Here is a 23,317-nt window from a genome sequence, read left to right on the forward strand (position 1 = left end):
ACGGTCCCATGGTAACTACCCCTATCGACTCCGGCCTCGGCCTCGGCATCGACGCCGGCGGCACCCAGACCCGCTGGGCGCTGGCGGCGCAGGGCGGCGCGATCCTGGCCGAGGGCACGGTCGCCGGCCTGTCGGCCCTGCAGATGGGCACACCCGAGGGCCGCGCCAGCGTCCACGCCAGTTTTGCCGAACTGGCGCGCGCGGTGCTGGCGCATGGCCGGCCGGCGCGCGTGCGTGCCGGACTCACCGGTTTCGGCGGCGACGGCGCGCAATTGCAGTGCTGGATCGCCGAGTTGCTCGGCATCGCAGCCGAGGCGGTTGCCGTCTGCAACGACATCGATATCGCCTACCGCGCCAGCTTTGCGCCGGGCGAAGGCTACCTGGTCTATGCTGGCACCGGCTCGATCGGCGCCTTCATCGACGTTGACGGGCAATTTCATCGCGCCGGCGGGCGTGGCGTGGTGCTCGACGATGGCGGCGGCGGCTTCTGGATCGCGCGCGAAGCGCTGCGCCATATCTGGCGCAACGAAGACGAGCAGCCCGGCTGCTGGGTCGATTCGCCGCTGGCGCACGCGGTGTTCGATCATGTCGGTGGATCGGACTGGGCCTTCTCGCGCCAGTTCATCTACGGGCAGGAGCGGGGCGAGGTCGGCAAGCTGGCGCTGGCCGTGGCTGCCACCTGCGAACAGGATCCGGCAGCGGCGGCGATTTTGCTGGAAGCCGGCCGCGAACTGGCGCGCCTGGGCCATGCGCTGATCCGCCGCTTCGGCCCGCGTCCGCTGGTGCTGTCGGGCCGCGCCGCCGCACTGCACCCGTCGATCGCCGGGGCGATGCGCGCCGCGCTGCCCCCTGGGACCGGCTTGAAGCAGGCCGCGACCCGTGCCCACCATGCCGCCGCGCGCCTGGCGGCGCTGGACGGCCCGAAATGAATTTGAACAGCAACAGACTCAGTAAAATGGACATGTGATGAAAAACCTTGCAGTGACCCTCTTGATTGCCCTGCTGGCCGGTTGTGCCACCACACCGAACGATGGCATCGACACGACGTACACGGCAGTCGGCCAGGCCAGCCGCGTGCGCTTCCTGGTGCTGCATTACACGGTGGCCGACAAGCCCGCCTCGCTCAAGATCCTGACCCAGCAGCAGGTCAGCTCGCACTACCTGGTGACCGACGACCCGACGCCGACGGTCTACCGCCTGGTCGACGAAACGCGCGCCGCCTACCATGCCGGCAACTCGAGCTGGAAAAATTACACCCAGCTCAATAACAGCTCGATCGGCATCGAAATCGTGAATGCCGGCTGGAAGGAAACGCCGAATGGCCGCGTCTTCCCGCCGTTTCCGCAGTCGCAGATCGACACCCTGATTCCGCTCATCGCCGGTATCGTGAAGCGCCACGGGATCGCCCCGGAAAACGTCCTTGGCCACAGCGACATCGCGCCGCTGCGCAAGCAGGACCCGGGGCCGATGTTTCCCTGGTACCAGCTGGCGCGGGCCGGCCTGGTGGCCTGGCCCGACGCCAACCGCGTGGCCGCCGTACGCCAGGTGTTCGACATCCAGGCCCCGGACGCGGCCTGGTTCCAGAAGAAACTGGCGAGCCACGGCTTTGCGCTGGCGCAGAGCGGCAGCTTCGACCCGGCGACCCGTACCGTGATTGCCGCGTTCCAGATGAAATACCGGCCGTCGAACTTCGCGGGCGACGGCGACGCGGAGACCGCGGCCATCCTGGAAGTGCTGACCACGCCGGCCACGGCCCCCTTGCCGCCGGTGCCGCCGGCGCCCTTGCCGATCTTCCGGCCGGCCCAGCCGGAGCAGGGTGTGCCGCTCGATCCGGGCGTGCCGCCGACGCCGCCGACACCGCCGGTGTCGCCGGCGCCGGCCGTCCCGCCAGTGCCCCCGGTGCCGGAGCCGGCTGCGTCGGTGACGCCGCCGACAGTCACCAGCCCGCATTGAACCGGCACACGATGACGGTCGCCCTCGTCCCGGTTTCCCTGTATCCTTCGGCCCATCCGCGCCTTGCGCGGGTGTCTCGTTGAAGGATTGAAGCAATGCGCCTGCGCCACATCGAAGTTTTTCACGCCATCATGCAAGTCGGCACCATCAGCGGCGCCGCCCAGGTGCTCCACATTTCCCAGCCGGCGGTGACGAAAGTGTTGCAGCACGCCGAGCTGCAACTGGGGATGCCGCTGTTCGAGCGCGTGCGCGGCAAGCTGTATCCGAAGCCGGAAGCGCACCGCCTGTTCCTCGAGACCGAAAAGTTGAATCGCGACCTGCAGGGCATCCGCCGCCTCGCCGCCAGCCTCAAGGGCCGCGCGGTCGAGACGGTGCGCCTGGTGTCGACGCCGACGCTGGCCGTCAGCGTGCTGCCGCAAGCGATGACCGCCTGGCGCCGCGACTTTGCCCAGACCCGCTGCGAACTGGCGACTTACCACACCAGCGAAATCGTGAACGCCCTGCGCCTGGGCGAAGCCGATCTGGCCTTGTCGCTGCAAGACCCGCGCCACCCCGGCATCGTCGCCGAACCGATCGCCCAGGGCATGCTGACCGTGATGGCGCCGGCCGGCACCTGGAGCGAGGCCGAATGCGCGCGGCCCTTCGGGGCGGCCGACCTGACGGGCGAACTGATCGGCCTGGCCGACAACGACCCGCTCGGCGAAATGGTGGTCGCTTCCTGCGAGGCCGAAGGCGTCACGCCCGTGTTTCGCACCGTGGTGCAGACTTACCAGATCGCGCGTTCGCTGGTCGAAGCCGGCGCCGGCACGGCCGTGCTCGACCCGTTCACGGCCGCCTCGGCCGCGGCCGGGAAAGTGCAATGCCGCCAATGGGCGCCGGCCCTGCCGGTGCAGCTCTACCTGTTGACGGCGAACCACGCGCCGTTGTCGCACGGCGCGCGCGAACTGGCGAACGCCATCGGCGCCACGGCCCGCGCCTGCCTCGAGGGAGGATGCGCGTAATGGAGGAGGTCGGCAGCGCCGCTCCCGGCCTGGCCAGCGAAGACATCGCCGCCAGCCCGGAATTCCGGCGCCTGGCAACGATTGCCGGGATCGCAGTCGACCTGCGCTATGCGGGCACGAATAATTTTGTCGGGCGCGACCTGTATTCGCCCTTCGACTGCGCCTGGCTGCACCGCGATTGCGCCAGCGCGCTGGAAGCGGCGGTGGCCGCGCTGGCCGCGCGCGCGCCCGGCCACACCTTGCTCGTGCTGGACGCCCTGCGCCCGCAGCGCGTCCAGCAGCAGCTCTGGGATGCGCTCGACGGCACCGGCCTGCGCATGTACCTGGCCGATCCGGCGCGCGGCTCGATCCACTCGTACGGCATGGCGCTCGACCTCACCATTCTCGACCCCGCCGGCGTGGAACTCGACATGGGCACCGGTTTCGACGACATGACCGCCTTGTCGCACCCGGCGCTGGAAGAACAGTTTCTCGCGAGCGGAGAATTGAACCAGGCCCAGCTCGCCAACCGCCGCCTGCTGCGTGGCGTCATGCTGGACGCCGGCTTCCTCGGCATCAATACCGAGTGGTGGCATTTCGATTGCGGCGACCGCGATCGCGTACGCACCACCTTCCGCCGCGTACTGTAAGAACGCCTGATAAAACCCCCATGGCGGCGTTGCATCCGTCTCGCCGTACTGGCGTACTGTCTTCGACGAATGCGCCTTGCCCTGGGGGCTTTCTCAGGCGCTCTTACTCTCTCTAGGCAAATCGCCGCGCGCCCACGCGCACACTTGAGTTATCTCAGCCTTCCTTCACTCTGCACCCCGGACAATCTCTCAATACCGACGAGAGCTTGATGCCGGGACTTGACTCCTGAGCCCGCCTTTCTCTCTGTCGCACCAACGATTCTTCCAACGGACAAGAGAGGTGCGTAATGAAAAGCATATTGGTGGCCGCCGTCGCGGGGTCGGCGCTGGCAGGTTGCGCAATGGGGGGCGGCCAGATGTTTGCCGCGCAGGAAAGGACGGTGGAATACGTTCGGGTATTCGACATCAAGACCGATGCCCCCGGGCCGGCGGTCGCGCGCGCCGCCAGCGAAGGCGTCAGCCGCAACCTCAGCAACGCCACGCTTGCCACCCCGCTGCCCGACACCCCTGAACGGCAGGACCAGCCCGGCCGCTTCAAGCTGGCCGACGCACCCGGCACGGCGCGCGGACCGAATTGCGACGGCGCCAGCTGGACCGCAAAGGCGACGCCGGAAGTGCGCGGCAGCCAGGACGTGCAGGTGGTTGCCTGCCTGTATCCGTACAAGAGCGGCTACCACCTCGACATGTATGCCGCCTTCAGCAAAAAGGAAGGCGGCTGGCTCGCCTGGCCGCGCCGCGCCACCGGGATGGTGCTCGGCACGCCCGAAAAATACGTCGAAAAAACCATGCTTGACATCGTCCGCACCATCCGCCAATCCACGAACGCGCAAGTGGCGCTGGTGGAAGCAAAGCCCGACGTCGCCGGCGCGCCCTGGATGGAACCGGTCGGCACCGCGCCGCGTTCGGGCGATACGGCCCGGCCCTGATGTCATCGATCAGACATGAACGACCAGGACCGCAGCGACTGCGGTCCTGCCTCCCACTTGATGGAATGCCTATGCCACCTTTTGACTTCGAGCAATTGTATAAAACGCTGATCGGCGCCATCGCTGCCGGGGAAACGATCGGGCAGCGCATGCAGGTCGTCATCGACGAGTGCGAGCGGCAGTTTCCGCACGCGGATTGGGAACGCATGCGCCGCATCGGTTTCGATGCGGATTTGCCCATCCTGAAGGGCTGGATGACTGCGGCGATGCGCGAGGGCGTGGTACGCGCGGGCGACCAGGGGCTATGGTTCGGCCTGTTCAACCCGATCCGCGACGACAAGGGCGCCACCGCCGACCTGTATGTCGCCAGCGGGCCATCCTACGATGGCGAGGACCTCGACTGGCCGTGCGAGATCGACCTGCGCGACGGTGTCAGCTACCTGCACTCGAAGGTGCTGGACGCCATCTACCGGATTGCCTACGGGGGACATGCGGGGCTGAAGAACACTGCCGAATACCCGCTGACGCTGGCCTATGCCGCCATCGCCGCCACGACGGCGCTGACGCAGCGCCTGTTGCCGGCGGAACTGGCGGCCTTGCGCGGCGCCGCCGCCGGCTTCGACGACGGCGATGCGCTCTTCATCGGCATCTTCGACAACCTGCGTTTCATTCCGCAGGTGCGCGCCTTGTAAAACAGCCCGGGCTGCGCCTTGCCGTACGCTAGCTAGGGCAAGGAGCGGTCCGAGGCTGGATTTAAAATGCCCAGTCGACGCGGGCGTACATCTGGCGCCCGTTGATGCCGATCGGGCAGGTTTCCCAGCAGTGGGTGAAGCCCAGCTGCGGGAAGGGGGCGGCCCGTTCCTTGTCCCACTCCGTCGGGTAGGTATCGAACAGGTTGTTGGCGCCGACGGCCAGGCTCAGGCGCTTGGTGAAGGCATAGCGCACGCTCATGTCGACCAGCCACTTCGCTTCCCAGGTCTGGATGAAAGGCGCCGTAAAGCCCTGTCCCTGCACTTCGCCAAAGTAATTGGCGCGGGTATTCAGGTTCCACGGCCCGGTGGTGTAGTCGGCGGCAACCACATGGTGCTGGCGCGGCTGGCCGCGTTCGATCAGGGTCACCTGGGCGTCGTCGAACAGCTGCGCACCGCTGAGCACTGGCGACTGCGAGCGGCGTGCCTTGACTTCGGTCTTGTTGAAGCCAAGCTGGCCGGACAGCACGAGGGCCGAGCCGGGCCAGCGCGTCGTGTGCTCGGCAACGACGTCGAAGCCATTCGTGCTGGTGTCGATCGCATTGGTGAAGAACTGGGCCTGGCCGACTTTCAGCGGATCGAGGATGGCGCGGATCGGGCAGGCGGCGGCGCTGGCGCAGGTGCCTGATTCCGGCGCGATATTGCTCGAGAAGACGATGCGGTCGTCGATGTCGATCCGGTACAGGTCGGCCGTGACCGAGAAGTTCGGCAGCGGGCGCAGCACGATGCCGACGCTGGCGTTCTTCGAGGTTTCTTCCTTGAGCGGGGCGATGCCGAAGGCGCGGGTGACGGCGCTGCCTTCGCGCGCGGTCAGGGTTTCGGTCAGCACGCCGGCCGCATTCAGGTTGGTCGAGACCGAGCTGTAGAACTTCTGCTGTACCGAAGGCGCACGGAAACCGGTCGACACGCTGCCGCGCAGGCCGAGCATGCGGGTCGGGTCGTAACGCATGCTGAGTTTACCGGTGGTGGTATTCCCGAAGTCCGAGTATTTCTCGTAGCGGACCGCAGCGGCGACCAGCAGTTTATCCGTGAGGTTGTGCTCGGCGTCGAGATACAGGGCGATGTTGTGGCGGCCATCATCGACTTCGGTCGATGGCGTATAGCCCGGGAAGCCCTGAGCGCCCGAGGCGGCGATGCCGCCGTTCTGGTCGAGGATGCGAATGGCCGGATTGTTGGTGCGGCCATACTGGTAGGACACCGGGTCGCCTGCCTCGATCTTGTAGTTGTCGGTGCGGTATTCGAAGCCGGCCGCCAGCGACAGCTTGCGCCCGCCCAGCTCGATCGGCCCGCGCAGGTCGGCATTGAAGGTGGTCTGGTTGAATTTCAGGGTGCCGGTATCGGCTTCGAGGGGCGATTCGGCATAGATGCCGCCACCCGGGCGCGGTTCGTACCAGTAGCTGATGTTGATCGACTCGCGCTCGTGGAAGCCGAGCTGGCTGCGCCCGTGGTTCACGCTGGCATCGAATTTCCAGTCGTTGGCGAAGGTGTGGCGATAGCCGACCGCAAACGAGGCATCCTTGACGGTCGTGATGATGTTCGGCAAGAAGCCGTTCGGGTAGACCGACGGCACGTTGCGGCCGTCTCCGCGCGAGCGGTAAAATCCGGCCGAATCGCCGGTGCGCCTGGAGGCGCCGCCAAAGGCATACAGTTCGCCGTCCTTGCTGGTTGGCAATGCCGAGTTGACCCACAAGAAGGCATCCTTGGCCAGGCTGTCGCCGATGCGCTGGGTCACGCGCGGCGGATCCACGCGCAGGGTGTCGACGCCGGCGCGGTTGGTTTCGTTGCGGCGCCGGCCTTCGACCGACAGGTTGACATAGCCGCCGTCGCCGATGCCGAAGCCGGTATTCGCGCTGGCCGAGATCAGGTCGCCGTCGCCCTCGGCGGTGGTGCCGATCGAGCTGCTGACCTGGGTTTCCTTGACCTGCGACTTGAGCACGATGTTGATCACGCCGGCGATCGCATCCGAGCCGTACTGGGCGGCAGCGCCGTCGCGCAGCACCTCGATGTGGCTGATCGCCGACATCGGGATCGCATTGATGTCGGTGCCGGCCGAGCCGCGGCCGATCGTCTGCTGGACATTGACCAGCGCTTGCTGGTGGCGGCGCTTGCCGTTGACCAGCACCAGCAGCTGGTCGGGACCGAGCCCGCGCAGGGTGGCAGGGCGGATGATGTCAGTGCCGTCGCTGATGAACGTGGTGGAAAAGTTGAACGAGGGGTCGAGCGTTTGCAACAGCTTGCCCAGCTCGAGGGGGCCGGCGGTCTGCATGTCCTTCGCACTGATCAGGCCCACGGGCGCGGCGGTATCGAGCGCGGTCTTGGCGCTCGAGCGCGAACCGAGCACCACCACGCGCGATGGGTTGGCTTCGTCCGCGGCCACGGGGACGGCGCCGACAGGAGCGGTCGCTTCCTGGGCGGATGCGGGCGCCAGGGCTGCCAGCAGGGCGGTCGCGAGGAGGGTTTGGCGGAAAGGATGGCAGGCAGGTCGTCGCGTCATGTTCTCTCTCTTTTTGTTGGGTTCGAAGCGAATGCCTCGGCTACGCACAGCAGCGTCGGGAAATGTTTCCCGATGTGCACAAAAGAGTGTAACAATTGACGATTGTATGGACAACGCGTGCAGCATAAGCGTTGTATTTGCGTGCCAACGCGGCAATATTGCGCAGCAGGCAAGGAAACTTCGGTAAGCTCGGTGGTTGCGTCGAGCTTACGGCGCCGGTGCGCCTGAGCGTGCCACCCAATCGACCAGCGCATCGACCACGGCGCGCCCGCGTCCATCGCCGGCCAGTTCGTCATTGACCATGGCCACGACCACGTGCTGCACCCCTGTTGCATCCGGTACATAACCGGCCACCGCCACGACATTGCGCAGCGTCCCCGTTTTCAAACGGGCACGGCCGGCAGCCGCGCTGCCAGCCAGGCGCCGGCGCATGGTGCCGTCCATCGCCGCGATCGGCATGCTGGACATGAATTCCGGCGCCCAGTTGCTGCGCAGGCCGGCGCGCAGCAAGTCCCCCATCTGCCGCGGGCTGATGCGCTCGCTGCGCGACAGGCCGGACCCGTTATCGATCACCAGGCCCGTGTCGTCGATGCCGCGCGCACGCATCCAGCTGCGCACCGCGGCGTCGGCGCGGGCGTGCGTGGTTTGCCCGGCCAGCGGCGGCAAGGGTTTGCTGCCCAGCAGCGGGTCGGCTTCCAATGCACCCATCGAGAGGAACAGGGTGCGCGCCAGGGCGTTGTCGGATGGCTTGTTGGTGTCGCGCACGATTTCCGGCAGCGCGCGCGACTTGTGTTCGGCCAGCAGGCGCGCATCGGGCGCAGCCTTGCCTTCGACCGTCTTGCCGCTCAGCTTGCCGCCAAGCTGTTTCCATTTCAGGCGGAACAGGCCGTCGATATAGGCGTCGCGGTCGACGACGTTGATGCTGTTGGTTTTGGCGCAGTCCATCGGGAAGCTGCCGTTGAGCACCACCTTGAGCTTGCCGTCCTTGCCGCGCAGCGCTTCCGGTAGTTTCCAGCCGTCTTCCCATTTCGCGCAGTCGCCATCGATCAGGGTCATGTTCGAGGTGATCGTCACGCCGGCCAGCGCCGGCTGCATGTCGAGCGCGATGCGCTTGCCAGTCGAACGCATGTCGATCTGCAACATGTTCTTGTTGATCAGGAGCGCATCGGGAATGACGTTGTAATAGGCTTCCGGCGACTCGTCGAAGGGCGGCAGGCCAATATCGCTGCGCGCCGGGTTGAACAGCGCACGGTCGAGCACCAGGTCGCCCTTGATGCGGCGGATGCCGGCATTCTGGAGCGCGCGCAGCATGCTTTCCAGTACTTCGCCGGACAGATCCGCGTCGGCGCCGCCGCGCAGCACCAGGTCGCCCTCGAGCACGCCCTTGTTCACTTCTGCATTCGTCAGCAACTCGGTGCGTCCGCGAAACACTGGCCCCAGGTGTTCGAGGGCGACCAGGGTCGTCACCAGTTTCATCGTCGAGGCCGGCTGCAGCGGGCGCGAGGCTTCGTGCGCCAGCACGGTCTGGTCGCCGCGCAGCACCAGCGCACCGACCGCAGTGGGCGGCAGGCCGTGTTCGGCCAGCAGCCGCAGCACCGGTTCCGGCAACTCGGCGCGGGCGGCGGGCAGGCAGGAAAGGACGGCGGCAGCGAGGACGAGGTGACGGAACATGCGTACTCCTTAACCAAAGAAGAGGTAGGCAACAAAAATGGCGGCAACCACGCCGGCGAAGTCGGCCAGCAAGCCGTAGCCGATCGCGTAGCGCGTCTTGCGAATGCCGACCGAGCCGAAATACAGGGCCACGATATAGAAGGTGGTGTCGGCCGCGCCTTGCAGGATCGAGGCCAGGCGCCCGACGAAGGAGTCGACGCCATACGTCGTCATCGCATCGATCATCATGGCGCGCGAACCGCTGCCCGAGAGCGGCTTCATGAGTGCGGTCGGCAGCGCGCCGACGAAATCGGTCGGCAGACCGAGCTGCGTGAACACCCAGGTAAAGCCGCTGACGATCAGGCCCAGGATGCCCGAATTGCGCACCACGCTGATCGCCACCAGCATGCCGACCAGGTAAGGAATAATCTTCAGCGAGGTTTCGATGCCGCCCTTGGCGCCCTCGATGAAGGCTTCGAACACATTGACTTTCTTGCGCAGCGCCGCCGTCATGAAGGCGGCGATGATCGAGAACAGGATCAGGTTGGCCACCAGCACCGAGACCTCGCCGATCTGCGAGCGGTCGAGGAAGTGGGTCAGATAAAACACCATGCCGGCGATGGCCGCCGTCAGGCCGCCGATCCAGCCGAAGATGACCGGGTCGAGCAGGTTGATGCGCTGTTTCAGGCTGACGGCGACGATGGCGGTGAAGGTCGAGCAGAAGGTGGCGATCAGGGTCGGGATGAAAATATCCGCCGGGTTGGCCGCGCCCAGGATCGCGCGCTGCGCCATGATGGCCAGCGGAATCACCGTCAGGCCCGAAGTCTGGATCACCAGGAACATGATCTGGGCGTTGCTGGCCGTCTCCTTGTGCGGGTTCAGGGTCTGCAGGCTTTCCATCGCCTTCAGGCCGAAGGGCGTGGCGGCATTGTCGAGGCCGAGGATGTTGGCCGAAAAATTCATCACCATGTGGCCGTTGGCCGGGTGATTGCGCGGCACCTCGGGGAAGATGCGCGAAAAGAAGGGACCGATGATGCGGGCGAACAGGCTGATCGCGCCGGCCTTTTCGCCGACGTTCATGATCCCGAGCCACAGCGTCATCACGCCGGCCAGCGGCAGGGCGATGTCCATCACCGCCATCTTGGCTGAAGTAAAGGTGCCGTCGACGACGCGCTTGAAGATCTCGGCGTCGCCCAGGAACAACCATTGGGCCAGCGCGGCGACGAAGCCGACGAGGAAGAAACCAGTCCAGATGTAATTTAATGCCATGTGTTCTATGCCAAGAGTCAGGTCACCAGCCGCCGACGAAGCGTCAGGGCATTTCTGCGCACCATTGTGCAGCGGAGAGTATAGGCGCAGAGCAAGCTGCAAGGATGAAAGAATGCATTCGCGCCATGTGTAAAACTTATGCGCCAAGGTTTCGTTTGCCCGCTCCACCTGTCGCGCATATGATACGCAAGCTCATCGACGACCCCTAGCCATGACACTTCGTACCGCGCTTTCCTTCCTGCTGCTCGCATCGACCCTGGCCCTGCCCGCTGCTGCCGCTGCCCTTGCACAGCCACAGCCTCAGCCGCAGCCGCAAAAAGTGCTGCAGGTGTTCCTGTCGACCAGCGAAACCGGGCTCGACCCGGCCGCCGCATCCGACATCGCCACCTTGTCCCTGCTGGAAAACCTGTTCGACCCGCTGCTGCGCTACGACTACCTGGCGCGCCCGGTCAAACTGCGCGCGAATACCGCGAGCGCGATGCCCGAGGTGAGCGCCGATGGCCGCACCTATACGTTCCGCATCCGTCCCGGCATCCTTTTCACGCCGGACCCGGCCTTCAAGGGCAAACGGCGCGAGATGACGGCGCTTGACTACGTCTACAGCCTGAAACGCCTGTACGACCCGAGCCTGAAGTCGCCGTGGTCGTATATGTTCGACAGCAAGATCGTCGGCGACGAAGTCCTCAAAAGCAATTTCAGTGTGGACACGCCGGTCGCCGGGCTCGAGGCGACCAGCCGCTATACCCTGCGCATCCGCCTGAAGGAACCCGACAACAATTTCCTGTTTTATATGGCGACCCCGGCCGCCAGCGTGGTGGCACGCGAAGTGATCGAGGCTTATCCTGCGCAGGCCGGCAACCATCCGGTCGGTACCGGACCCTTCATGATCGGCGAATGGCGGCGCAGCGACCGCATCGTGCTGCTGGCCAATCCGGACTCCAGCGCCGTGTTCGAGGCCACGCCCGGCACCGATCCGCAAGACCGTGCCATCGCGGCCGCCTTGACGGGCAAACGCCTGCCGCGCGTGGACCGGGTGGAGATCAAGATTGCCGAGGAATTCCAGGGCCGCATGCTGGGACTGCTGAACGGCGACTACGATTACCTCGAGCAAGTGCCAGAATCGATGACCGACATGGTGATCCGCGCCGGACAACTAAAACCCGAGTTGCGCGCGCGCGGCATGCAATTGGCGCGCTTTCCGGTACTGCAGACCTATTACATGTGGATGAACATGAACGACCCCGTGGTCGGCGGCTATACCCGGGACCGGATCGCCCTGCGCCGCGCGATCGCGTTGGCCTACAACAGTGCCGAGGACATCGCGCTGCTGAAACGCGGCTTTGCCATCAAGGCCGAGTCGCCGCTGCCGCCGAACGTGCTCGGCTACGATCCGGATTACCGCAGCCCGGTGCCCTACGATCCGGCGCTGGCCAATGCCTTGCTCGACCGTCACGGTTACGGCAAGCGCGACGCCGAAGGATTCCGGCGCGCGCCCGACGGCAAGCCGCTGCTACTCACCATGCATAGCGAAGCGACCGTCAGCGGGCGCCTGCGCGACGAGCTGTGGAGAAAATGCCTGAACGCGATCGGCTTGCGCGTGGTGTTCAGGTCGGACAAGAAAACCGAGATCATCAAGGCCTCGCGCCTGGGCAAGGTGACGATGTTCGAAAGTAACTGGATCGCCGACTTCCCCGATGGCGAGAATTTTTACCAGTTGCTCTACGGCCCGAACGCGGGCCGCGCCAACTATGCGCGGTTTAACTTGCCCGCCTATAACGAACGCTACGAAGCCGCGCGGCTATTGAAAGACGGGCCGGCAAGGCAAAAGCTGTACATCGAGATGAACCAGCTGATCCATGCCTACAACCCCTGGGTCCCCTTGACCCATGCGGTCTCGGCCGATATCCGCCACCCGTGGCTGAAAAACTACAAGCGCCATCCCGTGGAATTGACGCCCTGGCGTTATCTCGACATCGATGTGGCAGAAAGAGCACGCTTAGGTCGCAGCGCGCCCAACAAATAGCAAAATTCCTTCTCTTTACATTCCGGGAAGTTATACTTCCCGCGGGTAATTTCATTGGATGACGCCTGTTACCGGGCGTACCCTCGGAACGAACCTTACCGTAATGTAATGACATTGCGATGACAAAAGCGACCTGTTCGAGATCGCAAATATTCCCCAGGAGAGACGCGTGAAGTTAAAGAAGCTAGCACATCTGATTGCCCTGATCGGCGCTGTCAGCCCGGCAGTTGCGCAAGAACTGCAACAAGCCACCCCGATGGCACGCGTCGAAGTCACCGGCAGCAGCATCAAGCGCATCGCCAAGGAAGGCGCGCTGCCGATCGAAGTCATCTCCCGCAAGCAGCTCGAAGAGCAGGGCATCGTCACCGCCGAGCAGCTGATTGCGACCCTGAACATCAACGGCAACGGTTCCGACAACCTGGCGTCGAACGCCGACGTCACGACGGGCGCCCAGCGTGGCAATAACGGCGCTTCCTCGGCCAACCTGCGCGGCCAGGGCGCCGACTCGACCCTGGTGCTGCTCAACGGCCGCCGCGTCGCGACCCACGGCATGAAGGGCTCGGCAGTCGACCTGAATTCGATCCCGATGGCGGCAGTCGAGCGCATCGAAGTGCTGAAAGACGGCGCTTCGGCCATCTACGGCACCGACGCCATCGGTGGCGTCATCAACTTTATTCTTCGCAAGAACTACGAAGGCCTGGAAGCCCAGGCCTTCACCGACATCACCGAAGCGGGCGGCGGCAACATCCACCGCGCCTCGCTGACCGGCGGCTTCGGCGACCTCGACACCAACGGTTTCAATATCCTGGTGACGGCGGCCCACAGCCGCAACGAAGCCCTGCGCGGCGATCAGCGCGACTTCGTCAATACCTTCCAGCCGGACCGCGGCGTCTCGGTCGATACGCGCGGCTCGCCGTCGGCCAACGTCTTCGCCACCACGGTTGCCCCATCGCTGCTGTCGCGCACCGGCACCGGCCCGACCCTGCCGGGCAGCACCGTCTCGTATAACGGCATCAGCATCCTCGACCTGCCGGGTGGCGCCGGCTGCAACAGCATCGACGGCATGGGCGCGTATGACGAGAAGCTGTGGGACAGCCCGGGCGCCGCCTATGGCTGCGCCTGGGACACCGGCCGCGCCGCCGTCCTGCAGCAGCCGGTAAAGAGCACCAACGGCCTGGCACGCGCCACCTTCAAGCTGGGCGAGCACCAGCTGTTCGCCGAACTGGTCGGCTCGCAGACGGACGTCTCGAAGCGCTTCTCGCCGAATCAGATCTCGCCGGGCGCCACCACTTTCGGGGGCACCTCGTTCTACCCGAGCACGGGCGCCCAGTACAACCGCGTCTACAACGCGCTGGTCGCGGTGTTCCCGACGATTGCCGCCAACCGCGGCCTGCCGATCGCCTACCGCTGGCGCTGCATGGACTGCGGCAACCGTGAAATCGAAACCGAAACCAAGGCCAGCCGCCTGCAGGTGGGCGCCGACGGTCCGGTGAACTTCGGCTTCGGCACCTTCGACTACCGTGTCGGCCTGTCGCGCGCCTCGAGCGAATCGCAGTCGACCCTCGGCACCGGCTACAACTACACGCTGGCCCTGGCCAACGCGCTCGGCACCGGCAAGATCAACCCCTTCCTGCTGCCTGGCGAAACCCAGACCCAGGAAGCGATCGACCTGATCCGCTCGACCTCGGCCGAAGGCGTCGTGCTGTACGGCGGCGAAACCATCCTGACCCAGTTCGACGCCGCCCTGTCCGGTGAAATCTTCAAGCTGCCTGCCGGCTCCGTGATGGCCGCGGTCGGCACCGACCTGCGCCGCGAAGAGTACAAGTTCAACGGCGACGCCCGTGCCGCAAATGCCCGCCCGGCAATCCTGAACGCGCCGTTCGACGATGCCAACTCGCTGAACAACGTGCACCGCGACATCAAGGCGATCTATGCCGAAATCCTGGTGCCGGTCACGAAAGACCTGGAAGTGACCTTCGCCGGCCGCCGCGACCATTATTCGGGCTTCGGCGGCACCTTCAACCCGAAAGTGTCGTTCCGCTACCAGCCGATCGCCTCGCTGCTGTTCCGCGGTTCCTACAACACGGGCTTCCGCGCACCGTCGTTCAACCAGCTGTTCAACGGCGTGACCGAGTCGCCGTATGCGGGCAAGGACCTGGCCGATCCGGCCAAGTGCCCGACCCTGAAAGTCGATTCGACCAAGCCGGGCTGCGAAGCCGTCAACCCTGTCACCTACACCGGCGGCAAGGCTACCCTGGGCCCGGAAACGGCCAAGCAGGCTTCGCTGGGCGTGGTGTGGGAGCCGATGGCGCGTACCTCGTTCAACGCCGACCTGTGGGAAGTACGCAAGGAAGACACGATCGACTCGTTCAACCTGGCGACCATGCTGGCCAACTACAACCTGTTCGGCGATTCCTTCCTGCGTAACCCGGCCGGCGAGCTGATCGCGGTCGACCAGCGCTGGATCAATGCCGGCGAGCGCATCACGCGCGGCCTGGAACTCGGCGCCCGTACCGGCGGCGTCTATGGCGGCGCCGTCTGGGGCGCCGGCATCGACGGCTCGCGCCTGCTGGAGAAGAAATCCCGCGCCACCCGCAATGCCGAATTCGGCGCAAGCGAAGTGGGCAAGTTCAGCTATACCGGCGACCTTGGCCTGAAGTGGAAGCACACCGCCTACATCAGCGCCAAGCGCGGCAACTGGGGCGGCTTGCTGCAGAACGTGTACCGCGCAGGTTACCTGGACCAGGTGCTGCCGGGTGTGGCGAGCGGCCGTGTCGTGCCGTCGAACTACAACCCGAAAGTCGATGCGTATTCGGTCTTCCACGCCAGCGTGAACTACACCGGCATCAAGAACCTGACCCTGACGGCCGGCGTGAAAAACCTGCTGGACGAAGATCCACCGTTCGCGATCACCTACGACAGCAACTCGGGCGCCGGCAGCAGCTGGGAGCCGCGTGTCGCCGATCCGCGTGGCCGTGCGTTCACGCTGACCGCGAACTACAGGTTCTTCTGATCACCACTAGCGCGTAAAATCGAGCGGCCCGCGGAAACAACGCGGGCCGTTTTTTTATCGTTCGATCCTTTGCATGCCGACCCAGCACACCATCAGCCGCCGTGCCTTCGCTTCCCTGCTCGCTGCCGGCCTGTTGCTGCCGGTGCCGCTCATGGCCGCGCCACGCCGGCCTTCGACACGTCCCCGCATGAAACTTCCCCTGATTAAACCTCCGCGCCTGCGCCAGGGCGATACTGTCGCCCTGATCGCACCGGGCGGCTATGCCACCGAAAAATCGATCGCCAAGGCCCGCGCCAACATCGAAAGCCTCGGTTTCAAGGTGCGCGAAGGCGCTTTTTTGCGCGAAGTGAACGGCAACTATGCCGGCACCGTGCACCAGCGCCTGCTCGACCTGCATGCGGCCTTCGCCGACCCGGAAATAAAAATGATCTGGCCGATCCGCGGCGGTTCCGGCTGCATTTCGCTGCTGGCCCACCTCGACTACGCCCTGATCCGCGCGAATCCGACGATCCTGCTCGGTTATTCCGACATCACGGCGCTGCACCTGGCAATCTATAAGCATGCCGGCCTGGTGACCTTCCACGGCCCGGTGGCCTCGTCGACGATGAGCGATTATTCGACCAGGCACATGCTGGCGGTGCTGCAGGATCCGCAGCCCGAATACACGATCTCGATGGCGCTCGAAAACAGCCAACGTGCGCTGCAGGAGCCGCATTTCGCCATGCGCACCGTGCACGAGGGCGTGGCGACCGGCACCCTGATGGGCGGCAACCTGAGCATGGTGGCGGCGCTGGCCGGCACGCCCTATGCGGCCGATTTCAAGGGCAGCATCCTGTTCCTGGAAGAAGTCAATGAAGCGCCCTACCGGATCGACCGCTGGCTGACCCAGCTCGATTTGTCCGGCGGCTTGTCAAAGGCGGCGGCGGTGATGGTCGGCATCTGCGAGGCCTGTGGCCCCGAGCACGAAGACATTTCCTTGAGCCTGGACCAGACCCTCGACATCCACCTGCAGCCCCTAAAAGTGCCGGCGGTGACCGGCTATTCGATCGGCCACATCCGCAACCAGTTCACGATTCCGGTGGGCCTGCGCGCGCGGCTCGATACCGAGCGGCAGACAGTGACGCTGCTGGAGCCGGCGGTGCGCTGATTCAGTCCAGCGCCAGCGTTTCCATCAGGCTGGCCAGGCAGGCGCGGTCGGCTGCGTCGATGGCTTTCAGCGGCAAGGGAAGGCTGGGGCCCGTGGCCAGGCCGAGCAGCTCGCAGGCCGTGGCCATGACGCGCAGGCTGCCACCGTATGTCCCGAACAGGTCCCAGAGGGGCTGCAAGCGGCCTGACAGCCGGCCCGCCAGGCTTGCGTCGCCAGTCTGGGCCGCGCGCGTGATGGCCAGTGCCGTATGCGGGAACAGGCCGCCGATGACCGAATACCAGGCGTCGCACCCTGCGCCCAGGCCCGCTGCCGCACTGGCGTCGCCGCTGACGCCGATCGTGACATGCGCCGGAATCAGGCTGCGCAGTCGATCCACACGGGCCGCGGCGGCGCCGGCTGCCGCGGGCACGCCCGGGATCTTGATCGAGGCGACATTCGGCAGTCCTGCAATGCGGCCGTGCAGCGCATCGCTGAACTCGAAACGCGTCGTTCCCGGGTTGTCGTAGACGCACAGGGGCACCGACAGGGCCGGCGCGACTGCCTGGTAGAGACCGAAGACTTCGTCGGCCGACAGCTTCTGGTAGGACATCGGTGCCAGCAGGACGCCGCTGGCGCCTGCGCGTTGCGCATCCTCGGCCAGCGCCAGCACATCGCGTGTGCGTAGCGCGCTGATGCCGACGATCACCGGCACGTCGCCGGCACACTCCACCGCCAGCCTGGCCACCCGCGCCCGCTCGCTACGGTCAAGATAGGCATAGTTTCCCGTCGAACCCAGTGCACCGATGGAATCGACGCGCGCTTCGGCAAGACGCCGCACCAGAACCGCAAACGCGGCTTCGTCGACACCCGCCTCATTCATTGGCGTTAAAGGAAATGCACTGAGGCCGGAAAACATGATGAAGCTCCTTGAGGCAGCGGGACTTCAGACCCGATGGGTCATGAACACATAACCGAGCTGCTCGCCGTCGATGCGAAACAGGTCGGGCAGCTCGCCGGCGAAGGCAAAGCCGCTGCGCTCGTAGAGCCGGCGCGCCGCCAGGTTGTGCGAGATGACTTCCAGGTCGACCCAGTCGATGCCGTCCTGCGCGCCGGCCCAGGCCAGCGCCGTTGCCAGCAAGCGGCTGCCCAGGCCCTGGCGCCGGTGGTCGCGTTGCACGCCCATGCCGAGCAGGCAGCGGTGCCGCGCCAGTTGTTCCGGGCGGGCGCGCAGGTCGACGTGGCCGCAGATATAGCCGGCGTCGTCGAGCGCGAACCAGGCGCGGCGCCAGCCCGGCTCGAAGAGCGCCGCTCCGGTGCCGACCACGAAGCCGGCCCGTTTTTCGATCGGAAAGCCCGAGTCGGCACGCGTCATCGGCTGGAACAGCCCAATACCGTCCTTGCCGTTGTCGCGCAGGTGGTCGTCGAGATAGGCGAACAGGGCGGGGAGGTCGCCCCGTTCCACCGGGCGGATGACCGGTTCTGCTCCCGGTCGCGCGTTTTCCTTCACAGTGCGCGGGCGATCAGGATTTTCTGGATGTCGCTGGTGCCTTCGTAGATCTGGCAGACGCGGACATCGCGGTAGATGCGCTCGAGCGGGAAGTCGGCCACATAACCGTAGCCGCCCAGCACCTGCATCGCGTTCGACACGACGCGCTCGGCCATCTCGGAGGCGAACAGTTTTGCCATCGCCGCTTCCTTCAGGCAGGGCAGGCCGGCATCCTTCATCGAGGCCGCATGCAGGATCAGCTGGCGCGCGGCCTCGATCTGCATCGCCATTTCCGACAGGCGGAACTGCACTGCCTGGTGCTCGAAAATCGCCTTGCCGAAGCTGGTGCGCTCTTTCGCATATGCCAGCGCCACGTCGAATGCCGCGCGCGCCATGCCGACCGATTGCGAGGCGATGCCGATGCGCCCGCCCTCGAGGCCCGACAGGGCGATCTTATAGCCCATGCCTTCTTCGCCGATCAGGTTGGCGGCGGGAATGCGGCAATTTTCGAACAGGATCGTCGCCGTATCGGACGAATGCTGGCCCATCTTGTGCTCCAGGCCGCCGACGATGTAGCCGGGGGCATCGGTCGGCACCCAGAAGGCGCTGATCCCTTTTTTTCCTGCTGCCTTGTCGGTGACGGCCATGACGATGGCAACGTCGCCGTGCTTGCCGCTGGTGATGAACTGCTTGGTGCCGTTGATGACGTACTCGTCGCCCGCATCACCACTGACCCGGGTGGCCGTGGTGCGCAGGGCGGCGGCGTCGCTGCCGGTGTGCGGCTCGGTCAGGGCAAAGGCGCCCAGCATCTCGCCGCGCGCCAGCGGCACCAGCCATTGCTGCTTCTGCGCTTCGCTGGCGTACATCATGGCGATCGAGCACACCGGGCAGTTGTTGACCGAGATGATGGTCGAGGTGCCGCCGTCGCCGGCCGCGATTTCTTCCAGCACCAGCGCCAGCGACACGTAGTCGAGGCCCGCGCCCCCGTACTGTTCGGGCACGGCGACGCCGAACGCACCCAGGCCCGCCAGCTCCTTCAGCTCTTCTTTCGGGAAATAGTGTTCCTTGTCCCAGCGGGCGGCATTCGGCGCCAGGCGCTCCTGGGCATAGCTGCGCAGGGCGTCGCGGATCATCTGGTGTTCTTCGGTCAGGATCATGGTGTCTCGTTTGTCTTGTGATGCGGCTTACCAGGGAATGGCGGCGCCGTCGTGGTTCAGGAATGTGCCGTTCGCGTCCGGCAGCGCGTTCGCCAGTGTTGCACGCAAGTCGCGCACGCTGTGCTCGACCGTGATATCGGCGCCGGCGCCGCCCATGTCGGTCTGCACCCAGCCGGGATGGAAGGCGATGCAGGTGGCGCCCTGCGGACCCCAGGCCAGGGCCGTGTCGCGCAGCACGGAATTGACGGCCGCCTTGCTGGCGCGGTAGAGCGAAGCGTTCGGGTGGCTGCGCGCACCGATCGAGCCCATGCGCGAGGACAGCACGCCCAGCTTGCCGGCGCCGGCGGCCACCAGCGGCGCCACGATCGGCAGCAGGCGCATCGCCGCCAGCACATTCGTGTGCATCACGGCGTCGAAGTCTTCCTGCGTGGGAAAACCGTCGTCTCGCGGGCCATAGAGGCCGGCGACCAGCCAGGCGGCGTCGATCTTTTCGTCGTCGAGTTTCCAGCCGAGGGCGGCGATGGATTCGAGCCTGGTGACGTCGAGTTCGAGCGGCTCGGCGCCGAGCGCGGCCAGTTCGTCGAGGTCGGCTTGCTTGCGGGCGGTGGCGATCACGCGCCAGCCGTCGGCGCGGTACTGGCGCGCCAGTTCGTGGCCGATGCCGCGCGAGGCGCCGATGATCAAAGCAGTAGGCATGGTTGTGCTCCCGGCAGGAATGATGTTGCGGTTTGTTTCGGTTCCGACCGCGTGGGCTCAAGAGCCCACCCTACGAAAACCACGTCCGTAGGGTGGAGTCCCGACTCCACGCCGTAATATTTACACCATCTCGATCGCCATCGCCGTGGCTTCGCCGCCGCCGATGCACAGCGAGGCCACGCCGCGCTTGCCGCCGGTCTTCTTCAGGGCGCCCAGCAGGGTGACGATGATGCGCGCGCCCGAGGCGCCGATCGGATGGCCCAGGGCGCAGGCGCCGCCGTGGATATTTACCTTGTCGTGGGCGATGTTCAAGTCGCGCATGGCGGCCATCGGCACCGCGGCGAAGGCTTCGTTGATCTCGAACAGGTCGACGTCGCCAGCGGTCCAGCCGGTCTTCTTGAACAGCTTGTGCATCGCGCCGATCGGAGCAGTGGTGAACAGGTTCGGTTCCTGGGCGTGGGTGGCGTGGCCGATGACGCGGGCGATCGGGGCGAGGCCCAGTTCCTTCGCCTTGGATTCACGCATCATCACCAGCGCGGCGGCGCCGTCGTTGATCGACGAGGACGAGGCGGCCGTCACGGTGCCGTCCTTCTTGAATGCCGGCTTCAGGGTCGGGATCTTGTCGAGCTTGGCTTTCAGCGGGCCTTCATCCTTTTCGACCAGCAGTTCGCCGCTGCGGGTGGCGACGCTGACCGGTGCGATTTCCCAGTCGAAGCTGCCATCGTTGTTGGCCGCCTGGGCGCGCTTGACCGAGGTGATCGCGAAGTGGTCCTGCTCTTCTCGCGTGAACTGGTAAGTGGCCACACACTCTTCGGCAAAGGTGCCCATCGAGCGGCCTTCGCCGGTTTTCTCGTTGCGCGAGTAGGCGTCTTCCAGGCCGTCGTACATCATGTGGTCGAACATCGGCGCGTGGCCGATACGGTAGCCGCCGCGTGCCTTCGGGATCAGGTAAGGGGCGTTCGTCATCGACTCCATGCCGCCGGCGACGACGATGTCGGCGCTGCCGGCCACCAGCTGGTCGTGCGCGAAGATGGCGGCCTGCATCGCCGAGCCGCACATTTTCGAGAGCGTCACGGCGCCGGTCGACAGCGGCAAGCCTGCCTTGATCAGCGCCTGGCGCGCGGGAGCCTGGCCTTGTCCGGCCATCAGGCAGTTACCGAAGTACACGTGCTCGACCGATTCGGCATCGACGCCGGCGCGTTCGACCGCGGCCTTGATCGCTACCGCGCCGAGGTCGCTCGCGCTCTTCGAGGAAAAATCGCCCTGGAACGCACCCATCGGGGTACGGGCGGCGCCAACGATAACGACTGGATCATTCATGGGTAAGTCTCCAAACAGGGTGATTGATTAACGAGGGATAGACGGCATTCATGCATGCGCGCCATGAAAACGGATGTGCTGCGGGTAGGGGAAAATGTCGGCGACCTCGCCGGCCAGGATGCGGTCCTTGTGCGCCTGCCACCAGGCGCGCGTGAGCAAGTCCGCGTGCTGTTGCATGAAATGGTGGCGAATCTTCTTATTTCCAAGCAAAAAACGACCGAATTGTTCGGGAAAGACGTCGTGCTTGCCGATCGGGTACCAGGGTTCGGCCGATAATTCGTCTTCTTCGTTGCGCGCTTCCGGAATGTCGCGGAACTGGCAGTCGGTCAGGTATTCGATCTCGTCGTAATCGTAGAACACGACGCGGCCCTGGCGCGTGACGCCGAAATTTTTATACAGCATGTCGCCCGGAAAAATATTCGCGGCGACCAGGTCGCGGATCGCATTGCCGTATTCGCGGATGCCGTGTTCGATCAGCGCATCATCTCCCGCTTTTTCCGCCTGCGTCAGATACATGTTCAGCGGCACCATGCGGCGCTCGATATACACGTGTTTCACGATGATGCGCTCGCCTTCGATCTCGACCAGCGAAGGCGCATGGTGCTGGAGTTCGGCCAGCAATTCCTCGCTGAACCGGGCCAGCGGAAAGGCGACGTTGGAATATTCCAGCGTATCGGCCATGCGCCCGACGCGGTCGTGGTGCTTTACCAGCAGGTATTTTTGCTCCACCTGGGCGCGCGTGGTTTCCTTCGGCGGCGGATAAAAATCCTTGATCACCTTGAATACATAGGGAAAGGAGGGCAGCTCGAATACCAGCATCACCAGGCCGCGGATGCCGGGCGCGCTCTGGAAACGGTCCGAACTGTGCTTGAGGTGTTGCAGGTAATCGCGATAGAACAGCGTCTTGCCCTGCTTTTGCAGGCCGAGCACGGTATAGATCTCGCTGCGCGGCTTGCGCGGCAGCAGGCTGCGCAGGAATTGCACATACGCCGACGGCACTTCCATGTCGACCAAAAAATAGGCACGGGTGAACGAGAACAGCAGCGCGATCTGCCCGGCGTCGACCAGTACCGTGTCGAGCACGAGTTCGCCGCGGCGGTTGTGCAGCACGGGAATCACGAACGGGTATTCGCGCCCGCCATTCACGGCGCGGCCGACGATATAGGCGCCCTTGTTCCGGAAGAACAGGTTCGACAGCACGTGCAGTTGCTGGTTCGCTTCCGCCTGGTCGAGGCCGAAATGTTCGACCATGCGCGCCTCGACCAGGGCGACGTCGCGCTCGAGGGCGGCGAAGGGCAGGTTCAACTGAAAATTCGTGACGATGCGTTGCAAGGCGAAGCGCAGGCCGTCCGCTTGCGGATAGTAGACGCGGTAGGTCGGCAGCGCTTCCTCGGTCTCGATGTACTCGGTCGAGATCACCGGGCGCACGAAAATGAAATCGTTGTGGTAATACGAGCGGTGCAGGATCTTGCAGCTGACCGAATTGAAAAAGGTTTCGGCCAGTTCCGGCTGCTTGTGGCCCGAGAGCAGGCCGATGTAGTGCAGCTTGATTTCGCGCCACACGCCGTCGAGTAATTCGTCCGGCGCGTAGGTGCTTTCCAGCACCGCGACCGCTTCCCCGACGCGCCTGTCGTAGAAATCGATGCGTTCGCGCGCGGCTTGTTGCGCCGTGGCCCACTCGCCGCGTTCGAAATGGCGGCGGGCGGCCTGGCTTGCTTCGCGAAACAGCCGATAGTGCTTGTCGAAGCCATCGAGGATGGTGCGCGCGATGTCGAATGCAATCCGGGAAGAGAGCAGTTTAGGGAACGCAACCTGTGTCATCGTT

General features: G+C 65.2%; 18 protein-coding genes. 9 read left to right on the plus strand and 9 right to left on the minus strand.

Translation table 11 applies throughout. The features are described from left to right. Positions 1-8 precede the first annotated feature (8 nt). From AC56KZ_RS13390 to AC56KZ_RS13415, 6 genes are all read left to right on the plus strand, one after another. Positions 9-929, plus strand: a complete 921-nt coding sequence (locus tag AC56KZ_RS13390) for an N-acetylglucosamine kinase (RefSeq protein WP_497162665.1) — start codon at positions 9-11, stop codon at positions 927-929. Between the two features lie 37 nt (positions 930-966). Next, a complete protein-coding gene (locus AC56KZ_RS13395) occupies positions 967-1,953 on the plus strand; it encodes an N-acetylmuramoyl-L-alanine amidase (protein WP_497162666.1) in 987 nt (328 codons plus the stop codon). Positions 1,954-2,048: 95 nt separating this feature from the next. Continuing rightward, positions 2,049-2,954 carry a LysR family transcriptional regulator gene (locus AC56KZ_RS13400; protein ID WP_497162667.1) on the plus strand — a complete coding sequence of 302 codons (906 nt, stop codon included), beginning with the start codon at positions 2,049-2,051 and terminating at the stop codon, positions 2,952-2,954. Beyond that, entirely contained in the window at positions 2,945-3,583 is a 639-nt protein-coding gene (locus AC56KZ_RS13405) for a M15 family metallopeptidase (protein WP_497162668.1), read from the plus strand. Before AC56KZ_RS13400 ends, AC56KZ_RS13405 begins: the two co-directional genes overlap by 10 nt. Before the next feature lie 287 nt (positions 3,584-3,870). Continuing rightward, positions 3,871-4,509, plus strand: a complete 639-nt coding sequence (locus AC56KZ_RS13410; protein ID WP_497162669.1) for a hypothetical protein — start codon at positions 3,871-3,873, stop codon at positions 4,507-4,509. Between the two features lie 71 nt (positions 4,510-4,580). Continuing rightward, positions 4,581-5,201 (plus strand): hypothetical protein, encoded by a 621-nt coding sequence (locus tag AC56KZ_RS13415; protein ID WP_497162670.1) that lies wholly within the window; start codon positions 4,581-4,583, stop codon positions 5,199-5,201. 61 nt (positions 5,202-5,262) lie between these two features. On the opposite strand, the gene AC56KZ_RS13420 is transcribed toward AC56KZ_RS13415, so the two are convergent. The 3 genes from AC56KZ_RS13420 to AC56KZ_RS13430 form a co-directional block, all read right to left on the minus strand. Further along, entirely contained in the window at positions 5,263-7,752 is a 2,490-nt protein-coding gene (locus AC56KZ_RS13420; protein ID WP_497162671.1) for a TonB-dependent receptor plug domain-containing protein, read from the minus strand. A 207-nt stretch (positions 7,753-7,959) separates the two neighbouring features. Beyond that, positions 7,960-9,423, minus strand: coding sequence for a D-alanyl-D-alanine carboxypeptidase/D-alanyl-D-alanine endopeptidase (dacB, locus tag AC56KZ_RS13425; protein WP_497162672.1), 1,464 nt, complete (start codon positions 9,421-9,423; stop codon positions 7,960-7,962). A gap of 9 nt (positions 9,424-9,432) precedes the next feature. After that, positions 9,433-10,671: a nucleoside recognition domain-containing protein gene (locus AC56KZ_RS13430; RefSeq protein WP_497162673.1), complete on the minus strand. Its 1,239-nt coding sequence runs from the start codon at positions 10,669-10,671 to the stop codon at positions 9,433-9,435. 211 nt (positions 10,672-10,882) lie between these two features. Here AC56KZ_RS13430 and AC56KZ_RS13435 point away from each other — a divergent pair, with 211 nt between their 5' ends. The 3 genes from AC56KZ_RS13435 (at position 10,883) to AC56KZ_RS13445 (ending at position 16,854) form a co-directional block, all read left to right on the plus strand. Beyond that, positions 10,883-12,694 carry an ABC transporter substrate-binding protein gene (locus tag AC56KZ_RS13435; protein ID WP_497162674.1) on the plus strand — a complete coding sequence of 604 codons (1,812 nt, stop codon included), beginning with the start codon at positions 10,883-10,885 and terminating at the stop codon, positions 12,692-12,694. Positions 12,695-12,863: 169 nt separating this feature from the next. Continuing rightward, positions 12,864-15,707, plus strand: a complete 2,844-nt coding sequence (locus AC56KZ_RS13440) for a TonB-dependent receptor domain-containing protein (RefSeq protein ID WP_497162675.1) — start codon at positions 12,864-12,866, stop codon at positions 15,705-15,707. A 73-nt stretch (positions 15,708-15,780) separates the two neighbouring features. Continuing rightward, on the plus strand, positions 15,781-16,854 hold the full coding sequence (locus AC56KZ_RS13445; RefSeq protein WP_497162676.1) for a S66 peptidase family protein: 1,074 nt from the start codon (positions 15,781-15,783) through the stop codon (positions 16,852-16,854). A 1-nt stretch (position 16,855) separates the two neighbouring features. Here the strand turns inward: AC56KZ_RS13445 and AC56KZ_RS13450 are convergent, their stop codons facing one another. From AC56KZ_RS13450 to aceK, 6 genes are all read right to left on the minus strand, one after another. Further along, complete coding sequence (locus AC56KZ_RS13450) at positions 16,856-17,749, minus strand: dihydrodipicolinate synthase family protein (RefSeq protein WP_497162677.1); 894 nt, start codon at positions 17,747-17,749, stop codon at positions 16,856-16,858. 27 nt (positions 17,750-17,776) lie between these two features. Continuing rightward, positions 17,777-18,295 carry a GNAT family N-acetyltransferase gene (locus AC56KZ_RS13455; protein WP_497162678.1) on the minus strand — a complete coding sequence of 173 codons (519 nt, stop codon included), beginning with the start codon at positions 18,293-18,295 and terminating at the stop codon, positions 17,777-17,779. Positions 18,296-18,336: 41 nt separating this feature from the next. Further along, positions 18,337-19,476 (minus strand): acyl-CoA dehydrogenase family protein, encoded by a 1,140-nt coding sequence (locus AC56KZ_RS13460; RefSeq protein WP_497162679.1) that lies wholly within the window; start codon positions 19,474-19,476, stop codon positions 18,337-18,339. A gap of 27 nt (positions 19,477-19,503) precedes the next feature. Further along, positions 19,504-20,172, minus strand: coding sequence for an SDR family oxidoreductase (locus tag AC56KZ_RS13465; RefSeq protein WP_497162680.1), 669 nt, complete (start codon positions 20,170-20,172; stop codon positions 19,504-19,506). 120 nt (positions 20,173-20,292) lie between these two features. Beyond that, positions 20,293-21,492 (minus strand): acetyl-CoA C-acyltransferase, encoded by a 1,200-nt coding sequence (locus AC56KZ_RS13470; RefSeq protein WP_497162681.1) that lies wholly within the window; start codon positions 21,490-21,492, stop codon positions 20,293-20,295. A gap of 48 nt (positions 21,493-21,540) precedes the next feature. Then, positions 21,541-23,313 (minus strand): bifunctional isocitrate dehydrogenase kinase/phosphatase, encoded by a 1,773-nt coding sequence (aceK, locus tag AC56KZ_RS13475; RefSeq protein WP_497162682.1) that lies wholly within the window; start codon positions 23,311-23,313, stop codon positions 21,541-21,543. Positions 23,314-23,317: the final 4 nt, after the last annotated feature.

The organism is Telluria sp. LT2P34 (genome assembly GCF_059685915.1).

Excerpts from the sequence above, each read along its gene's own strand:
- AC56KZ_RS13390 (WP_497162665.1), top strand. The coding sequence starts at position 9 with ATGGTAACTACCCCTATCGACTCCGGCCTCGGCCTCGGCATCGACGCC.
- AC56KZ_RS13395 (WP_497162666.1), top strand. The coding sequence starts at position 967 with ATGAAAAACCTTGCAGTGACCCTCTTGATTGCCCTGCTGGCCGGTTGT.
- AC56KZ_RS13400 (WP_497162667.1), top strand. The coding sequence starts at position 2,049 with ATGCGCCTGCGCCACATCGAAGTTTTTCACGCCATCATGCAAGTCGGC.
- AC56KZ_RS13405 (WP_497162668.1), top strand. The coding sequence starts at position 2,945 with ATGCGCGTAATGGAGGAGGTCGGCAGCGCCGCTCCCGGCCTGGCCAGC.
- AC56KZ_RS13410 (WP_497162669.1), top strand. The coding sequence starts at position 3,871 with ATGAAAAGCATATTGGTGGCCGCCGTCGCGGGGTCGGCGCTGGCAGGT.
- AC56KZ_RS13415 (WP_497162670.1), top strand. The coding sequence starts at position 4,581 with ATGCCACCTTTTGACTTCGAGCAATTGTATAAAACGCTGATCGGCGCC.
- AC56KZ_RS13420 (WP_497162671.1), bottom strand. The coding sequence starts at position 7,752 with ATGACGCGACGACCTGCCTGCCATCCTTTCCGCCAAACCCTCCTCGCG.
- dacB (WP_497162672.1), bottom strand. The coding sequence starts at position 9,423 with ATGTTCCGTCACCTCGTCCTCGCTGCCGCCGTCCTTTCCTGCCTGCCC.
- AC56KZ_RS13430 (WP_497162673.1), bottom strand. The coding sequence starts at position 10,671 with ATGGCATTAAATTACATCTGGACTGGTTTCTTCCTCGTCGGCTTCGTC.
- AC56KZ_RS13435 (WP_497162674.1), top strand. The coding sequence starts at position 10,883 with ATGACACTTCGTACCGCGCTTTCCTTCCTGCTGCTCGCATCGACCCTG.
- AC56KZ_RS13445 (WP_497162676.1), top strand. The coding sequence starts at position 15,781 with ATGCCGACCCAGCACACCATCAGCCGCCGTGCCTTCGCTTCCCTGCTC.
- AC56KZ_RS13450 (WP_497162677.1), bottom strand. The coding sequence starts at position 17,749 with ATGTTTTCCGGCCTCAGTGCATTTCCTTTAACGCCAATGAATGAGGCG.
- AC56KZ_RS13460 (WP_497162679.1), bottom strand. The coding sequence starts at position 19,476 with ATGATCCTGACCGAAGAACACCAGATGATCCGCGACGCCCTGCGCAGC.
- AC56KZ_RS13465 (WP_497162680.1), bottom strand. The coding sequence starts at position 20,172 with ATGCCTACTGCTTTGATCATCGGCGCCTCGCGCGGCATCGGCCACGAA.
- AC56KZ_RS13470 (WP_497162681.1), bottom strand. The coding sequence starts at position 21,492 with ATGAATGATCCAGTCGTTATCGTTGGCGCCGCCCGTACCCCGATGGGT.
- aceK (WP_497162682.1), bottom strand. The coding sequence starts at position 23,313 with ATGACACAGGTTGCGTTCCCTAAACTGCTCTCTTCCCGGATTGCATTC.